Source organism: Wolbachia endosymbiont of Wiebesia pumilae (assembly GCF_017869285.1).
GTDB lineage: Bacteria > Pseudomonadota > Alphaproteobacteria > Rickettsiales > Anaplasmataceae > Wolbachia > Wolbachia pipientis.
The window spans coordinates 90,630-107,815 of sequence record NZ_CP054557.1; the positions used below are offsets into that span (position 1 = coordinate 90,630).

The window sequence follows — 17,186 nt, forward strand, 5'->3', positions numbered from 1 at the left end:
TTATGCCCTTAATTTCCGAGAATAAAAATCTTATAAATGGTTACAGGGAAGGAAAATTTTTGGTGAATAATAGAGAATATTGCGGCTCAATTATAATTTTTCCTGAAAAGGTGATAAAATTGAAAGAAAGTGATATAAACAGCAAGGAGTATTTTGAATCTTTTTTAACAGAGGAAATAGAAATTTTGTTAATAGGTACTGGTAAAACACGCAATATACTAAGTTCTTCAGTGAAGTCCTATCTTATGGAACAAAAAGGTTTAAATTTTGAATTTATGACAACAGGTTCTGCATGCAGAACCCATAATATTCTGATATCCGAAGATAGATTTGTTGTCAGTTATCTAATAGCCATATAGCATGCTTACCCAGGACTTTTTCATCAATAGTCTAGTTGCAGTAGTTGTAATTAGCCTAGTAACAGGCGCTTTAGGATCGTTTATGATATGGCAAAGGTTATCTTATCTTGGTGATAGTTTGTCCCATTCTTCGTTGCTTGGTGTTGCACTTGCTTTAATCTTTAAGATTAGCCCATCGCTTAGCATAATGCTCATTGCAATTACATTTGCTATACTACTTTCTCTTAATTTTAACAGATTATATTCTGCTGATACGATATTGAACATTGTTACCAATGTAGTTTTATCATCGAGTTTAATACTTATGTCTTTTCTTCCATCTGGCAATAATAGTATTATTAGCTCACTGTTTGGTGATATATTAACGCTCGATCAAAGTGATATAGTATTGATTTTTTTAACCTCTGCAGTAGTTACTTTGATATTAATATTTAGATGGCGTTATTGGTTAATGATTTCAATTAATCAAGATTTAGCAGTAGTTGAAAAAATTAATGTTACCTTTGTTAGACTAGAATTTTTAATCACTCTTGCTATATTTATAGCAATTGCTGCCCAACTAATAGGAATATTACTCATTGCTGCATTTTTGCTAATACCAGCAGCATCTGCAAGGCTCATTTCGAAAACTCCAATGCAGATGATTATTGTTGCAACAGTTTTTTCTGTGATCTCTGGGATATCAGGTCTCATGTTATCTGCAAGTTTTGATTTGTTAACTGGACCTGCAATTATACTTGTTGCAGCGGTATATTTAATTATCGCTTATTTTATAAGGCTAGTATTAAGCAGGTTGGCTTAATTTTGATCTCGAATGTTAATAATTTTGTAATATACTCATTATAAAACATCACTATCTTAGCACAAAATAGTTTTTGCTATACTATTATTTATATGCTAATGATAAGTTGTTAATTTTATGGAGTAAGCAATATGAGCGAAGAAGGATTTTTTTCCAAATATATATCTCAACCTGTGAAAAAATTTTATAATTATATTACAGGAAAAACAGAAGAGTCAGATGATGTAGCAGGTGATGTGCATAATATTGCACAAGGAGACTCAGAGTCTTTGGATACTCATGTACAGTCAAATGAGAATGATATCATATAGATAGCATGAGGGTCACACCATCCAAAGTTAAAAAATTCCTAGAGAAACCTGATGCTTTACGTGGTGTGTTAATTCATGGAAGTGATAACAGTAGGGTTGATTTTTATGTACAAGAAATAATTGCTAATTTGGGTGAGTATTCAGTTCAGGTGATGGATTTTGCAATAGTGCATAAGTCACCCAGTTTACTGTTTTCTGAATTGGCAAACGTTTCGATGTTTACCAGCAAAAAATTAATTAAGCTGATAAATGTGAGTGGAGGTATATCCAAGGAGTTAAAAAATGTATTGGATTATAACGCAAGTGGTCATTATGTAATGATGGTAGCAAATGATCTTCCATATAATTCTGCGACTAAAAGTTATATGGAGAGTTCAAAAATTTTTGGTGTGATTGCTTGCTATAAGGACAGCAACAGCAATCTTTATGACATTATATCAAGTTACTTAAAACAAAATGATATAAAATGCACAAATGAGATAATCTACCATTTGCAATCTTACTTTAATCATAGCAAGCTGCCTATATGTTCAGAACTTGAGAAGTTAGTTTTATACTTAGGGGAGAGAAAAGACCTAAAACTTACTGATATAGAATTATGCTTTTCAACTTCCGGCAACGACTATGCTACACTTGATGATCTATGCTCTGCCATAGCAAGTAAAGATATGTCGCGTTTCATTAGAATTTCTGATGCATCAATATCGCAAGAAAATTTTTCACCGATAGCACTAATTCGCATTATATCAAATTATTTCCTACGCCTTGAAAACGTTTTGCTGTCAGTGCAAGGTGGAATGAGTGAGCAGGCTGCGATTGATCAGCTAAGCCCTCCATTGTTTTTTAAACAATTGCAGAGTTTTAAATCTCATTTGAAAAGTTTGCAACTTTCAGAACTTAAGAAGATCTTGGAAAAATTGATAAGCTTAGAAGTTACCTGTAAAAAAACTGATTTAGATCATAAAATGATTTTTCAACATGCACTGACGGGTAGCTGACTACTCGGATCCAGCCTTTCTTATAATTTCATCAAAATGTTGTATTTTAACATAAAATAGCTGCTTTTATGCCTACCAAAATTCATTCTTTAGTGTGTGTCTCACAAGTATTCTTTGCTAATAGGATATTTTCGAATATAATTGAATATAACTAGATAAAAATACAGATATGTTTGACATTTCAAAAATTGTAATAACACCTGAAATGTTAAAATTAGTTGCTGAAATTGATGAATTTAAAGGAGCATGGCAATTGTTTGGTAATTTAGCTCCAGAACGTTTACAAATGCTCAAGAAAATTGCAACAATTGAAAGTATTGGTTCTTCTACTCGTATTGAAGGGGCAAGATTATCAGACCGTGAAGTTGAGCAATTACTATCCAAACTTGATACACGTTCATTTCGTTCTCTAGATGAACGAGAAATAGCCGGATATGCGTATGTGTGTGAAGAAGTATTTCAAAACTTTAACAAGATGCCATTTACAGAAAACACTATAAAACAGTTTCACATCTGGCTTTTACAATTTTCATATAAAGATCAAAGGCACATGGGAGAATATAAAAAATTCCCCAATCATGTTGAAGCGTTTGATGAATCTGGAAAAAGCTTGGGCATAGTTTTTGAAACAGCCTCTCCATTTGAGACAGCAACACAAATGCAAGAACTTATTTATTGGACTAGCCAGCAATTAGAGGTGAAATCGTTACACCCTCTATTAATTATTGGCATTTTTATAGTTACTTTTTTAGCTATTCATCCCTTCCAGGATGGAAATGGCAGATTATCACGCATTCTCACAACTTTCTTGTTACTAAAGTTAGGGTATATCTATGTACCTTACAGTTCCCTTGAAAGTAATAAGGAGAGTTACTACTTAGCTTTGCGTCGTACTCAACAATCCTTGAAGACGAGCAGCTATGATTTTAATCCATGGCTTATATTCTTTTTAAGGTCACTACAAAAGCAAAAATTTCATCTTGAACAAAAGGTGTCACATGAAAAAGTGTTAAATCTCTATTTACCACCACTTTCTGCTAAAGTATTAGCACTACTCAGCAAACATGGACGTCTTACAATTAAGGATTTGGAAAATATTACTAAAGCAAACTGCAATACCTTAAAGAAGCACGTATCTAATCTCGTAAAGAGTAATCACATCACTCAGCATGGAAAAGGCAAAGCAACCTGGTATGTAATATAGAGCTCAATAGGATATGTATTCATTTTGAATTGTTAAATTATTCAGCTATAGAATATAGATCACAGCTGTACAAACATTGTAGTTTGAGCCCACTAGATCCCAGTGCCCTATTCTTGTCATCCCAGTGCCCAGACACTGGGATGGCTTTGTTGCATCGCTAGCTATGATGGATTAAAGATAAAAAAGATAGCGAATATCAGTAGCTTATTATTCTGGTATTTATAACAAGAACGGTCAATGAATACCTAAATTTGAGTAAAAGAAATTTCACTACCATTTACCAATCCGGCTAAAATTCAAGAATTTCAATGCTTTAGCTATTTTCAATAGAATTAAATTTATTAATATAAATAACAAATTACTATTCTTAAATTTGATCAGATTGATTGCAAAAAAACAAGATTTTCAATAGGTTGCTTATAATCCTAACTATAGTTAGCCTTTCATAAGTAGCGATGCAACAAAGCCCACTGGGATCCAGAAAAGTTTGCTTGTAAGCAAGCAAACTAGCATAGAAAAACGTTTTTGATGAGATTGCAGAAGGGCTAGATTCCAGACTGGAATGACATCGTTCACTATGTACCATATTGCAATAGTTGTGGTCAAGGCACTGGGATCTGAAATTGCAGTGTTCGTACAGCTATAGAATATAGATCAGAAGTGACAGAGCTTAAAAAAAGGCCTAACATTCTTAATAAACGTAAAAAGCTTTATGAAAATCAGAGTTGGAGTAATAGGCTGCTTAGGCAGAATGGGCAAAAAAATACTCAATGAATTAATTACAAATACCAAAGTGGAAATAGCAGGTGCTGTTGCCCGTTCAGGTAGTAAGTACATAGATTCAGATATTGGACCAATTATAGCCAATCTAGGAATTAAAGTTACAAGTTCTATTAGTGGCATATTTGAGTCATCTGACGTTGTAATAGATTTTACAACTAAAGAATGTATGTTAGACTGCCTTAAAGCAGCTGTAAAATTTAAAACACCGCTGGTTAGTGGCACAACTGGAATAGAAGGTGTCGATTTGAAAGAATATGCTGCTGAAGTTCCAATATTATGGTCAGCAAATATGAGTGTTGGGGGTAATGTGTTGCTGAAATTGGTAAAAAAAGCTGCTGAGCTTTTAGGTAATGAATATGACGTTGAGATTTGGGAAATGCATCATAACTTAAAAAAGGATTCACCATCTGGAACAGCTATAGAACTTGGCAAAACAATTGCTAACGCTTCAAAAGTGGATTTTCAGTCCAATCAATATTTACATAGTGGTTCAAACATAAGGAAAAAGGGGGGAATAGGTTTTGCAGTATCTCGTGGAGGTGGAGTAATAGGAGATCACAGCGTGATGTTTGTTAATTCTGATGAACGGATAGAACTAAACCACAAAGCAATTGATCGCACAACATTTGCTAGAGGAGCTGTTCAAGCAGCAGTATGGCTATACGAAAATAAAAGAGAAATTCCGGGGCTCTATTCAATGCAGGATGTGATATGAGCAATACACGTGCCTCTGTTAAAGATTTAAATCTCTGGTACGGCTCTAAGCAAGTTTTATTCGATATAAATTTGAATATTTATAAAAGAAAAGTTACTACTTTTATCGGACCATCCGGGTGCGGTAAATCAACATTTTTGCGTTGTTTTAATCGTATGAATGACTATGTACCAGGTTGCAAAACTGTTGGTGAATTAGATATCGATGGGCTGGGTGATATATATTCACGCGATATGGATGTTGTACTACTTAGAGCAAAAGTTGGTATGGTATTTCAAAAGCCAAATCCTTTTCCAAAATCAATATATGATAATGTTGCTTGTGGGCCAAAATTGCATGGTATGGCGAAGGATAAGCAAAAATTGAATGAGATGGTGGAAAATAGTTTAACCAAGGTTGGTTTATGGGAAGAATTGAAGGACAGATTGCAAGATAGCGCACTCAATTTATCCGGTGGCCAACAACAGAGGCTATGCATCGCTCGCGCAATTGCAGTGAAGCCAACTATTTTATTAATGGATGAACCGTGCTCTGCTCTTGATCCAATGGCAACCAATGCAATCGAAAATCTTATACAAGAGCTGAAATTAAGATTTACTATAATTATGGTGACTCATTCAATGAAGCAAGCTAAAAAGTTATCTGATAGTGTAATTTTCTTTCATAATGGCAGAATTGTTGAGTCTGGAAGCACTCAAGAAATATTCGAAAATGCTCAATCTCCCTTAACAAAGGAGTATATCCTGGATCATTAAATTTCTGACCTTACCCAGAAAAAGTGGAGAGAAAGAAAAGAGTTTTTTCGGGTAAAATAAAATTTTGGAGGATTAGAAATGGTAAGAGAATATACGGCAGAATTCAAATTGGAAGCTGTTAAGCTGGCAAATGAACAAAGAAAGGTAGGTCAACCAGTTGCAAAAGTAGCAAGAGATCTAGGAATAAGGGATAGTGTATTAGGAAAATGGATGAAGAAATATAACGAAAAAAAGTCAGCGGCAAATGCATTTCCAGATGTAGCACCTTATGACAAAGAGAGGTTTGATTTACAAAGCAAGAGTAACAAGGGAAAGAGACATTTAAAAAAAAGCCCTGGCCAGTCAAAAAGAGTAAAATATTTTTTTATATAGTAACTGTTATAAAGTACAGGAATTATGTAGGATTTTCTGCTAGTGGCTACTATAAGTGGACCACAAGAAAAATAAGCAGTAGAGAATCAGCAAATAAAGAGCTACTCGAAGCTATTCAAAAAATATATCAAGTTTCTAAATGTAGATATGGAACTCCTAAAATTCATGCTGAATTGAAGGCTTTGGGTAAAAGTTGCAATTTGAAAACGGTGCAAAGTATTATGCAGAAAAATGACATCAGGGCTATACTGAAAAGAAAGTTTAAAATTAAAAAACAACAAACAGATAATAGAGCTGTAGCTCCCAATATATTAGACCAAAACTTTATTGTTGATCAACCAAATAAAGTATGGGATTACTTACATCAAAACCAAGGAGGGATGGCTATATTTGGCAGCAATAATTCTCACGTATGGTAGTTAATGAGTAGTGCAATAAATAAACAATTGGTTATGAACTCTTTATTAATGGCCATTAATAGGCGTAAACCTGTTAAAAATCTACTGCTGCACAGTGACCAAGGTTCACAATATACTGCGCAAGGGTATCAATATCTCTTAGCTGTAAAGAATATAGATGAGTAATAAAGGCTGTTGTTACGACAATTCTGTTGCAGAAAGCTTCTTTAGCTCATTGAAAAGAGAAATACTTATTGATACTTCACAACACTCTGCTCAACACACTAGAACTGCAATATTTGAATACATAGAAATTTTTTATAACAAACAACGTCACTATTAACTATTGCATTCCAGAACAATTTGATGCATCATTCTTTTTGTAAAAAACATTCCACACTTTCTCTCCACTTTTTCTGGGTAAGGTCACTTTTCCACTGATCATATTTAATCGCCATAACTTTACTCCTACTTTAACAATATTTTAATTATCATATATTATGGCAAGAAAGTCAACCCTACCTAATTTTGCTTAGTAAGCACACTAACTATGAAACAATCTATATTACCATCAAAAACAGAATTTATATTGCCCACTTCATGTCCGGTTCTTAAATCCTTCACCATTTTATATGGATGCATAACGTACGATCTGATCTGATTGCCCCAGCCTATATCGCATTTTTTACCATATTCTTCAGCCATTTTCTGTTCTTTTTTTTCCAGTTCAATTTGGTATAAACGTCCTTTAAGTAATTTTAACGCCTCATCTTTATTTCTGTGTTGAGAACGACCATTTTGGCATTGAACTACAACACCAGTTGGAATATGCGTAATGCGTACCGCACTTTCAGTCTTGTTCACATGCTGACCGCCTGCTCCGGAAGCACGATAGGTGTCGATCTTTAGATCCTTTTCATCCACAGCAATATCAATTGAATCTTCTATCACTGGAGTTACTCCTACACTTGCAAAACTGGTATGACGTTTACCATTTGCATCAAATGGCGATATTCTAACCAGCCTGTGAATTCCACTTTCACTTTTTGCCCACCCATAAGCTTTTTCTCCAACGATTTTTATCATTGCAGACTTTATACCAACTGACTCTCCTTCTAATTTTTCTACAACTTCAACTTTAAAGTTATGATAAATTTCTGCCCACCTTACATACATGCGCATCAGCATTTCAGCCCAATCATTGCTCTCTGTTCCACCAGCTCCTGAGTGGATTTCTAAAAAGCAGTTATTATTATCTGCTTCACCAGTAAATAAGGACTCTGTTTCTTTATACTTGATTAATTTCTCTAGCTTAGCTAATTCATTTTCAACTTCAGAGAAAAATTCTTCATCATTTTCATCAATAGCAGACTTCATTAAGCTGATGGCATCGTTGTAATCGCTTTCCAGCTTTAAAAACGACTCTACGTCATTTTTAATTTTAGAACGTTCTTTTAAAACTTCTTGTGCTTTTTGGTTATCTTGCCATAGGTCATCATTCGACGCTTGGGAGTCAAGCTCTTCAAGACGCAACTTTAATTTTTCTATGTCAAAGACACCTCCTGATAAGAGAAATACTTTTATTTAAGCTTTGAAAGTGTTCAAGAATTTCTGGATAAGTTTTCATTATACTTTAGATTTTAATATATTTACTATCAATAACAATAACAGTAAACAAAATAGAAATTTAACCATATGATAGTTAATTTAAATAATTTCATTATACTTTAATGTTTAAGGAAATCAAGCGCGTATATTTATTAAAAAACAAGGTAAAGTAATGAATATTGAAATAAGTTCCCATTATGGTTTAGACAAAAAGGCTATTGATGACTTAATAGAGTCACTTGATAACGAGGAGCTAGAGAATGTTCGTAATATTGTAAAAACGATAGACAGTGTTCAGTTAGCTTATTTTTTATCTACTTCGATCAGTGATCACAGGGAGAAATTAGTTAATATCCTCGATCAACATTTGTTAAGTGATGCCCTAGTGCATGTAGTGCCAGATTTACAAATAGAGATCATAGAAACATTGGGAATAGAAAATACAGCAAAGTTACTAATGCTCCTTGATGTAGAAGATATAGTAACCATAGTGAAAGATTTAGATAGAAAGTCTGTAGAAAATATACTTTACTATTTGCCCAGCAAAACTCAGAAATCGGTAGAGGAGTTGCTATCATATCCAGAAGAAAGTGCAGGAAGGTTAATACATAAAGATATGGTTATAGCTCCATATTATTGGACAATAAATCAACTGACAGAATTTGTGTGCAACTATAAAAAAATACCAGAAAAATTTCACCAGATATTCATTATCAACTCAAAATTAGAGCCTATAGGCAGTGTTAATTTAAATAAGGTAATATCTCACTCAGGAGACACAATAATAAAAGAGATAATGGATCATGACATAAAAATCATTAAAACTGGAATAGACCAAGAGGAAGTAGCAAGAATATTTAAAGATTACTCTCTATTATCGGCTCCGGTAGTAAATAAGAATGGTAAAATTATTGGTGTGATCTTAATTGAAGATGTGATAAAAGTTGTTCAACAAGAAACAGAAGAGGATGTACTCAAAATAAGCGGTGTATCTTCTAAAGCCGATATAAATGCCCCTATACATAAAACTATAATTAAAAGGCTACCTTGGTTACTGTTTAACCTCTTAGCTGCAACAATGTGTTCCATAGTAGTTGGCTTTTTCGATGATGTAATAAAAAGTTTTATAGTGCTGCCAATAATCATGCCGATAATTGCATCAATGAGCGGAAATGCAGGATCCCAAACAGTAACGCTAACCATCCGGGCAATCGCAACAAAATATCTAACTGAGCAAAATGCAAAAAGAATACTGATGAAAGAATTTTTAATAGGTCTTATAAACGGGGTGATCTTATCTACTATTTCATTAGTAGTGTTAGCAATAAGGTTTCACAACTTCAAAGTGGAGATGATTTTTATGGTCTCCATGATTATGATGTCAATTATTGCAACGTTCATCGGAACTTTCATTCCTATAATGCTTCATCGCTTAAAGTCTGACCCTGCCGTTTCTTCTTCAATCCTAACATCGGCAACAACTGATATTCTCTCAGCTTTTATATTTCTTGGTTTAGCTACGATCTTTTTATTAAATAGCTAATACTATCTATAGCTATACCGCCGCGAACCGTCATGCCGCGATTCATTCGCGGTATCTCTTAGCATAGATCCCGCTAACAAGTAGCGGGATGACGAGAAAGGGGCTACTTGGATGACATTCTTCCTGGTGTGCCCAAATCACAATGTTCGTACATCTGTGGATTTATTCGCGGTATAGATTCCGCTAACGAGTAGCGGAATGACGGTTTTTCAAATTGTCGTAAGTCAGTTTAGCTATAATATCAAATTTCACAACTTCACCAACTATTTCTTTCTATTAAATAAGAATAAATTGCCTATACAAAAATAGATTGGCAATATTTCAAGTCTGCCAAGCAGCATTAAAAACGATAGAAATAATTTTACTTCATTACTGAAAGAGGAATAATTACCCGAAGGACCTATTAAATTACTAAATCCCGGGCCAGAGTTTGTAAGCGTTGCAGAGACTGAACTGATGCTAGTTATAAAGTCTGCATTGCTTAAGTAAGACATCACTATTGATGAAATGGTAAACGTTAACATGAAAATTGCAAAAAATATAAAGACAGAGTGAACTTCATCATTCTCCAGGGTTTTTCCATTGAATTTTACTCCATTGTCTGCATCAGGGTTTAATAAAAGGTAAAAGTAATTTCTTATAGACCTTAAAAGAACAATCAAGCGGAAGATTTTGACACCACCACTTGAAGAACCACTACATCCACCAACAAAGGTGAGAAAAAAAGCTAAGACTGAAATGAAACTCCAATCTATATGATTACAGATTGCATAACCAGTTGACGTAATCAAGGAAGTGATGGTAAATGTGCTGCATCTAAATGATAATGACACTCCTAAATCAACATTTTTATACAACCAAAAACAAGCAAATAAAGATGAAACAATAGCTATCTTAAAAAAGTAAGAGACCTGCTCATCATAGCAAATGTCTAACCGTCTTATGATTTTTAAATAGCTAAGAAAAGGCAGAGAACCCAAAATCATAAAAACGATCGTTATGGCTTCTAGTATGGGATTATTATAGTGCCCTATAGAATCATTATAGTTAGCAAATCCACCAGTTGATACAGCAGACATTCCGTGACATATTGCATCAAATAGTGGCATACCAGCTAGATAATAGGAAAATATACATAACAAAATTAAGCCATAATATATTGCCGTAACATGAATTACTACGCTTCGCGTGTTCGGCAACTTCCTTTTGGTAGCATCTGAATATTCAGAATAAAGTAAATTATTTAGGCTGAGAACCTTAAACATAGGAAAAACTGCAATTCCTAAAGTGATTACACCAAAACCCCCCATGCCATGTAGCATTGCTCTCCACAGCAGTATTCCCGGAGATTGCTTTTCAATATCATTAAATATAGTTGCTCCTGTGGTTGTGATGCCAGATATCGTTTCAAACAATGCATCAACATAGCTCAGATTATCAAAATAGAAAGGAATAGCTGCAAACAGAGACAAGGCAATCCAGGTGCAACTAGTAATCGCAAAAATTGCTGGCATTCCATGCAATCTACTTAATTTACCGAGTAAAATAAAAATTGCGCCAGATGTGCAGGTAATTATGAATCCAGCGAGAAAATTTTTCCATTCGTAGCTGAGATACTTATTGGTAATAGCAGGAATAAGCATTGCTAAGCTAAACAGCAATAGGAATATTCCCACAATAAATACAATTGAACGCAAATTTTGTAAACGTTGATGATTTTTCATAGAGTTACTTCCTCGCTATACAAAGCCATAAAAGCTACTCTAACGTCAAGCACTTTGTTGGCCTTTATTAACAGTTATTAACAATATACTTGATTTACTTGTAAATATGTGTGATAATTAAATTTTTATTAGAGGTAAGATATGGTTGAATTAACTGATGCACAAGAAGAAATTCTAGGTTCATTAAGACAGGCAGTCTGGAATGGCAGTGTTCAAGAAGTCCAGAACGTACTCGACGATAATGAACATAATGATATACAAGCAGTTTTGAGCCACGAGGGGACTTTGACTAGTGACAAAGGTACCATTTTAGATTTTGTTATGTGTTGTAGCATTACAATTAAAGCTCAAGTAAAGATCATTGAACTAATTTGGCAGAAAGCTGATCAAAAAACTCATGATTTTTTGTGTGATTACAAGGTAATAGAATTTTTTGAAGGTCAACCATATTTTGCGGATACAATAGATGATCTTAAACGCTTTCAAGGAAAAATTGACTATAATAGCACAGAATATTTTGCTCTTGCACGAGTTATTCAAGAAATAGAAAAGCACGAGAGGGTAAAGGATCTTGATTCCAACTTACAAGAAGCAATAGAAAACCTTGATATTGATCAAGTTAAAGCAGCATTAGAGAATTGTGGTGAAGATGTAGAAAGGGTTTTAGAGCGAGAGGTATATTGGAGTAGTGGAAGAGTAGATGCCCTTTTAGTTTATCCTCTGAAAGTTGAATATAGTGAAGAATTGAACCAAGAAGATGTGGAAAAGATAAAAGAAAGCTTTAAATTAATGTTTGATGCTGCTTCTCCAGGGCTCCTTGGGTTCGAGCCCAATGGAAATAACTATGTAATGGATAAACTTACATGTGCACAAAAACGTTTTGCTAAAATACCTGGAGTAGGTGAGCAATGCTTTCAAGATTTGATTCAAGAATTTGAGGAAAAACTTAGTAAAAATGAACTAGATAATGCCAAGATTAATGATCAGATAGCATGGGATAAAGAGTATGCGACTCGATTTTCACAAGAAATCAATCAGGATCCGTCTGAGAATGATGATCTTAACTTTATAGATGACACTGATCTAGATCAAAACACCGTAAACTCTGCACCAACTGCAGACAACAAAACCCCAGAAAAGAACGAAACAACCTTCTGGAGTGAACACAAAGGGAAAATTGCTCTGGGCGTTGTTGGACTGTGCGCAGTTGGTACTGTTGCAGCCTATGTGCTAGCGTATCCTGTAGTTGCACTGGCTTTAACAGTTTTGGCAGCAGTTATATTAATGGGTGCTGGTATTGCTAAGGTTTTAGAAGATCCAAGTGTAGAAAGAACGTTTACAGAAGTACAACGTTAATAATGTCATCCCAGCGCGCCGCGCTGGGACAAAGAATATAAAAGACCGTCACGTTATATCATAAACTTTTGCTGAAGCTTTTTTCATGTCTTCACTTGAAAGTGGGATTAGACCAAGCCCAGATAGGTACCCACCTTCAATACCGATTGAATCTATAATTTCTTTTACGAATTCTCTTAATCCATCAACAGTATCCAAGTGTTCCCTCTTTATGTAAAGGTATAGAGGTCTTGCTAATATATATTTTCCCGATGATATATTTTCGTAAGTTGGCTCAATTCCTGCAATTGTGCTCCCTTGTATTTTATCTTGATTCCTCATTAAAAAGCTGAAACTAAATATCCCTAAGGTGTTCTTGTTACTTTTCAATTTTTGTATTATTATATTTTCATTAATTCCAACTTCTATATACCTTCCGTCATCCCTTATATTACCACATGCTTTCTTTCTTTCTTCCTGATCTTTATAATTCTCTTTGAAAATTCTCGAGTTCATGCATGAATATTGATCAAGCATAATAGAATTAACCAAAGTTTCGTATGTACCTGTATTTTGATGTGGACCATAAATTTCAATTTCTGTTTTTGGTAAGGCTTGATTGACATTAGACCAAAACTTCTTATTATTTTTTACTAATTTATCATTTTCTTGAGAATATGCAGATAAAGTTTCAAATAAGTCCTTCTTTGTGAAATCAAATCTATGGCTTTGATTTGAATTTGCAATGACAACTCCATCATAGCCAATGATGATTTCTATCACTTCATTAATTTTATTCCTTTTACATAGTTCTCTTTCTACTTCCTTCATAGGGCGAGATGAAGTGGTGATGTCTGGCGTGTCTTCCCCTATTCCTGAGCAAAACATTTTGAATCCTGATCCACTTCCTATCGATTCCACAACTGGAGTCTTAAAGGAGAATACACGGTTGAACTCTTCGGCTATAAACGAGATAAAAGGAAAAACAGTTGAAGATCCAACAATTCTGATGTATTTCCTGGCATCAGCATTTGATAGCGGCGTGAATAATACGAATACAAAAATCAGGAGAAAGTTTCTAAGCATTATTTTTAGTTAAGAACATAAATCTAATTATTGTAATAAAAAATCAAACTGAAAAGCTTTAATTGCATGACAAAAGCTACAGTTTACATTTAAATTTTATTTTATATTATTGTAAGTATTACACAACTTTAAGGGGCAATTATGGCAGTTATGCCAGATAAATGGATAAGAGAAAAAGCTGAAAATTTTGGAATGATAGAACCTTTTGTGAACCACAAAAGCAGCAAAGGTGTTATATCTTTCGGACTATCATCTTATGGTTACGATGCAAGAGTGGATAATAAATTTAAAATTTTTACTAATGTTAATTCAGCTATCGTGGACCCTAAAAATTTTTCTGAGAATAGTTTCATAGATAAGGAAACAGACGTATGTATAATTCCACCAAATAGCTTTGTGCTTGCAAGTACAGTGGAATATTTTCGTATACCAAGGAATGTACTGGTCATTTGTGTTGGTAAATCAACTTACGCAAGATGTGGAATTATAGTAAACGTTACTCCCTTAGAACCTGGATGGGAAGGTCATGTCACACTCGAATTCTCAAACACCACTCCACTTCCTGCGAAAATTTACGCTAATGAAGGCGCATGCCAATTCGTATTTTTAAGCGGCGAAAGTGAATGCGAGAAATCATATGATGATATGAAAGGAAAATATATGAATCAGCATGGTATTACTTTGCCGCTGGTGAAATAATTACTGCTTTCGTTGTGAGCTACCAAACTGCTCTATAGACAATATTCCACTATCACCAGATAGCAAAGTTCGCGCTGATTCACTTTGCTTAAGATGTTTAATTGCTTGCTTTTTGTCAGTTCCAGTGCGCATACTGCAGCCAAGTTGGAAATCTATTCCATTTTCAACAATGTTACATGAAAACCCCATAGCAGTAGCGAAACCTTCTTGTTTATTAGTAGCATTTCCGGTAACAATACCACAAGCAGTGAAGTTACGATCATTTCCAACTGTTCGCATCATCATTCCACCATCTCGTATACCATCATTATTTATATCCTTTGCTATAACAGTCTGGTCTACAAATCGCGTATTACCCACTTCTCGAGATATTACTTCTACAGTCGGTTGATTATGTAGTTGACCATTACTTACTAATGCTTGATTATATGCTGAATGGTGTTGTTCTGAATTACTTTGACTATTACTCCTTAGTTCATTTTGCTCGTGCTCTTCATTATTTTGATGTTGGTCAGTTCCTAATATGCTAGCTTCTTTTTCAACACGCTCATTGTATTCTTTATCATTACTTATCTCAACTTTATTTACTGGTTGACCTTGACTGTTTTCTATGTCTTTTTGACTAAACATGTCTTTATTAATGTAATAAAAAATAAGACCAGGTATCAGTGAAATTATTAGATTTAATACAATGCACGGAATTAAAACCACGGTAGCAGCTATATAGATTAGAGAGCTAACTATAAACTTTATTACTTTAGATAATTTAGAATCATCTTTTTGAACATTAACAGCATTCAAAAAAAGCATAGTTAAGCTAAGAGATAATGCTGTTATAGCAGTAGGCACGATGATTGGAACAAGTAAAAAAGCATTGATTAATTTTTTTCCAGAACTAGTTGGTTTAGTGCTATTATTCAGTGATGTAAGATAGTTTTGACCAACATTAGTAATCCATTTTGTACCAGACAAGACTCTTTTACTATTTTCTTCCGACATTTCAAATTTCATTGGTACCCCCAGATTATAATGCTAAATTGTACTAAAAATTAATATAAAATCAACATAAATTTTTCACTTCCGCACTTTTTCATTGTTGCTTACAATAACTATAGCTACACGATTTACTTGTGTGCTTTTCTTAATTAAAAACTTCAACTATCCATTGTAAGCTGCTGAATTTCTTATCATAGTATCTGTCATCCCAGTACCACTTTCTTGTCATCCAAGTAGCGTGACACTTGGATCTTCTCTCAACAATTTCAAAAAAATCTATCAAAAGGAGGATTACCATGTCTACAATAATTTTATCATCAATTTTTGGTCAAGCAGGCAGCATTTTTGGTCCAATTGGCCGGATTATCGGCTCAGAACTCGGTGCTCTTCTTGGTGCACAGCTAGATGGGGCAATGTTCGGCCTTGATGCCGAGCAAAAAGTAACGCATGGTGCGAGACTAAAAAATCTGCAAGTTCAAACCTCAACCTACGGCAGAACGATTCCAATTATCTATGGCACTGCTCGTGTTGCAGGGAACATTATTTGGTCACAGCCAATAAAAGAAGAGGCGATAACCACCAAAAGCAAAATTGGAAGAGGTATGAACGTTACATATAATTACTACGCAACGCTTGCAATTGCGATCTGCAAGGGGAAAGTAGAAAAATTAAACAGAATCTGGGCAGATACAACATCACTTAGAACCTGTCTTGAAAGGAACTAAGCAGCTAATTTAGCAAGCATAATAGTAATCATATTAAAGGAGATATTAGTTTTTGAAGTAAGAGGAGAATGCTCATAATCCTTGCTCATACGTCTAAAATTGGAAAGCCAAGCAAAAGTTCTTTCAACAATCCACCGTTTAGGAATAACTTGAAATCCTACAGCATCAGCTGCTTTTTTAGTAATCGTCAATAAACATCCTGTTTTCAATAAACAGTAATTTTGCAATTTACCAATATATCCCTGATCAGCGAGAAACCTTTGTAGCGTTGAAGCTTTTCGTTTAGCTTGAGTAAAAAGATTTAGAGCACCATCACGATCTTGAATGCCTGCACTATGAACATCAGCTGTAATAATTAGGCCTATTGTATCCACAATGATGTGACGTTTTCTACCCTTTATTTTCTTGCCAGCATCATATCCTCTGGATCCCCTTTTTGAGTGGTTTTCACTGATTGACTGTCAATTATTCCTACCGAAGGTATTTCATTTTTGCCAACCATTTTTCTTACCTTTTTTACAACATATCGTGTATTTCTTCCATTTGCCACTATTACCCACCTGAGAAAATAATATACACCGTTTTCAGGCGGAAAATCTTTTGGCAGCATTCTCCACTGGCACACCTTTCATTATGTATCTTATTGCATTAATAATTGTTCTAATATTGTACTTTCTTGGCCGTCCTACTGCACCTTGTGCAACACTTGGCTCCAAAATTTCCCATTCTTTGTCACTTATATCACTTGGATACATTTTTACCTACTATTTTTT

At 34.3% G+C, this 17,186-nt stretch carries 18 protein-coding genes and 1 pseudogene; 12 read left to right on the forward strand and 7 right to left on the reverse strand.

Annotation, left to right across the window (positions count from 1 at the left end; translation table 11 throughout):
- Nucleotides 1-2 precede the first annotated feature (2 nt).
- The 8 genes and pseudogenes from HUB92_RS00460 (at nucleotide 3) to HUB92_RS07210 (ending at nucleotide 7,083) form a co-directional block, all read left to right on the forward strand.
- Nucleotides 3-359 (forward strand): Mth938-like domain-containing protein, encoded by a 357-nt coding sequence (locus HUB92_RS00460; RefSeq protein ID WP_209472851.1) that lies wholly within the window; start codon nucleotides 3-5, stop codon nucleotides 357-359.
- A gap of 1 nt (nucleotide 360) precedes the next feature.
- The gene (locus HUB92_RS00465; RefSeq protein WP_010962536.1) at nucleotides 361-1,161 is read left to right on the forward strand and encodes a metal ABC transporter permease; all 801 of its coding nucleotides are present in this window, start codon (nucleotides 361-363) and stop codon (nucleotides 1,159-1,161) included.
- Between the two features lie 131 nt (nucleotides 1,162-1,292).
- The gene (locus tag HUB92_RS00470) at nucleotides 1,293-1,472 is read left to right on the forward strand and encodes a hypothetical protein (protein ID WP_010082539.1); all 180 of its coding nucleotides are present in this window, start codon (nucleotides 1,293-1,295) and stop codon (nucleotides 1,470-1,472) included.
- 5 nt (nucleotides 1,473-1,477) lie between these two features.
- On the forward strand, nucleotides 1,478-2,470 hold the full coding sequence (gene holA / locus HUB92_RS00475) for a DNA polymerase III subunit delta (RefSeq protein WP_209472853.1): 993 nt from the start codon (nucleotides 1,478-1,480) through the stop codon (nucleotides 2,468-2,470).
- 169 nt (nucleotides 2,471-2,639) lie between these two features.
- Complete coding sequence (locus tag HUB92_RS00480) at nucleotides 2,640-3,674, forward strand: Fic family protein (protein WP_209472855.1); 1,035 nt, start codon at nucleotides 2,640-2,642, stop codon at nucleotides 3,672-3,674.
- A 712-nt stretch (nucleotides 3,675-4,386) separates the two neighbouring features.
- Nucleotides 4,387-5,172 (forward strand): 4-hydroxy-tetrahydrodipicolinate reductase, encoded by a 786-nt coding sequence (gene dapB / locus HUB92_RS00485; protein WP_209472857.1) that lies wholly within the window; start codon nucleotides 4,387-4,389, stop codon nucleotides 5,170-5,172.
- Entirely contained in the window at nucleotides 5,169-5,927 is a 759-nt protein-coding gene (pstB, locus tag HUB92_RS00490; RefSeq protein WP_006280935.1) for a phosphate ABC transporter ATP-binding protein PstB, read from the forward strand. Before dapB ends, pstB begins: the two co-directional genes overlap by 4 nt.
- 78 nt (nucleotides 5,928-6,005) lie before the next feature.
- Nucleotides 6,006-7,083, forward strand: a pseudogene (locus HUB92_RS07210) (IS3 family transposase).
- A 136-nt stretch (nucleotides 7,084-7,219) separates the two neighbouring features.
- On the opposite strand, the gene prfB reads toward HUB92_RS07210, so the two are convergent.
- A protein-coding gene (gene prfB, locus HUB92_RS00510; RefSeq protein WP_209472859.1) for a peptide chain release factor 2 occupies nucleotides 7,220-8,324 on the reverse strand; the annotation gives its coding sequence in 2 pieces (ribosomal slippage) (nucleotides 7,220-8,248 and nucleotides 8,250-8,324; 1,104 coding nt in all).
- Nucleotides 8,325-8,477: 153 nt separating this feature from the next.
- On the opposite strand from prfB, the gene mgtE reads away from it, so the two are divergent.
- On the forward strand, nucleotides 8,478-9,848 hold the full coding sequence (gene mgtE / locus HUB92_RS00515; RefSeq protein WP_209472861.1) for a magnesium transporter: 1,371 nt from the start codon (nucleotides 8,478-8,480) through the stop codon (nucleotides 9,846-9,848).
- A gap of 263 nt (nucleotides 9,849-10,111) precedes the next feature.
- On the opposite strand, the gene HUB92_RS00520 is transcribed toward mgtE, so the two are convergent.
- Nucleotides 10,112-11,572 carry a TrkH family potassium uptake protein gene (locus HUB92_RS00520; protein ID WP_209472862.1) on the reverse strand — a complete coding sequence of 487 codons (1,461 nt, stop codon included), beginning with the start codon at nucleotides 11,570-11,572 and terminating at the stop codon, nucleotides 10,112-10,114.
- Between the two features lie 141 nt (nucleotides 11,573-11,713).
- Between HUB92_RS00520 and HUB92_RS00525 the strand changes: the two genes are divergently transcribed.
- Nucleotides 11,714-12,928 carry a hypothetical protein gene (locus tag HUB92_RS00525; RefSeq protein WP_209472864.1) on the forward strand — a complete coding sequence of 405 codons (1,215 nt, stop codon included), beginning with the start codon at nucleotides 11,714-11,716 and terminating at the stop codon, nucleotides 12,926-12,928.
- 48 nt (nucleotides 12,929-12,976) lie between these two features.
- Here the strand turns inward: HUB92_RS00525 and HUB92_RS00530 are convergent, their stop codons facing one another.
- On the reverse strand, nucleotides 12,977-13,993 hold the full coding sequence (locus tag HUB92_RS00530) for a substrate-binding domain-containing protein (RefSeq protein ID WP_209472866.1): 1,017 nt from the start codon (nucleotides 13,991-13,993) through the stop codon (nucleotides 12,977-12,979).
- A gap of 141 nt (nucleotides 13,994-14,134) precedes the next feature.
- Here HUB92_RS00530 and dcd point away from each other — a divergent pair, with 141 nt between their 5' ends.
- On the forward strand, nucleotides 14,135-14,692 hold the full coding sequence (gene dcd, locus HUB92_RS00535; RefSeq protein ID WP_006280485.1) for a dCTP deaminase: 558 nt from the start codon (nucleotides 14,135-14,137) through the stop codon (nucleotides 14,690-14,692).
- On the opposite strand, the gene HUB92_RS06685 is transcribed toward dcd, so the two are convergent.
- Nucleotides 14,693-15,703 carry a hypothetical protein gene (locus HUB92_RS06685; RefSeq protein WP_244663073.1) on the reverse strand — a complete coding sequence of 337 codons (1,011 nt, stop codon included), beginning with the start codon at nucleotides 15,701-15,703 and terminating at the stop codon, nucleotides 14,693-14,695.
- Between the two features lie 281 nt (nucleotides 15,704-15,984).
- Here HUB92_RS06685 and HUB92_RS00545 point away from each other — a divergent pair, with 281 nt between their 5' ends.
- The gene (locus HUB92_RS00545; protein WP_244663074.1) at nucleotides 15,985-16,413 is read left to right on the forward strand and encodes a hypothetical protein; all 429 of its coding nucleotides are present in this window, start codon (nucleotides 15,985-15,987) and stop codon (nucleotides 16,411-16,413) included.
- Here HUB92_RS00545 and HUB92_RS00550 read toward each other — a convergent pair.
- From HUB92_RS00550 to HUB92_RS00560, 3 genes are read right to left on the reverse strand one after another with little or no spacing between them, the layout of a single operon-like run.
- The gene (locus HUB92_RS00550; protein WP_209473328.1) at nucleotides 16,410-16,868 is read right to left on the reverse strand and encodes a transposase; all 459 of its coding nucleotides are present in this window, start codon (nucleotides 16,866-16,868) and stop codon (nucleotides 16,410-16,412) included. The two genes, HUB92_RS00545 and HUB92_RS00550, sit on opposite strands and share 4 nt — an antisense overlap.
- Nucleotides 16,811-17,023, reverse strand: coding sequence for a hypothetical protein (locus HUB92_RS00555; protein WP_209472868.1), 213 nt, complete (start codon nucleotides 17,021-17,023; stop codon nucleotides 16,811-16,813). Before HUB92_RS00555 ends, HUB92_RS00550 begins: the two co-directional genes overlap by 58 nt.
- Nucleotides 16,998-17,168 carry a transposase gene (locus HUB92_RS00560; protein WP_209472870.1) on the reverse strand — a complete coding sequence of 57 codons (171 nt, stop codon included), beginning with the start codon at nucleotides 17,166-17,168 and terminating at the stop codon, nucleotides 16,998-17,000. Before HUB92_RS00560 ends, HUB92_RS00555 begins: the two co-directional genes overlap by 26 nt.
- Between the last annotated feature and the right edge of the window lie 18 nt (nucleotides 17,169-17,186).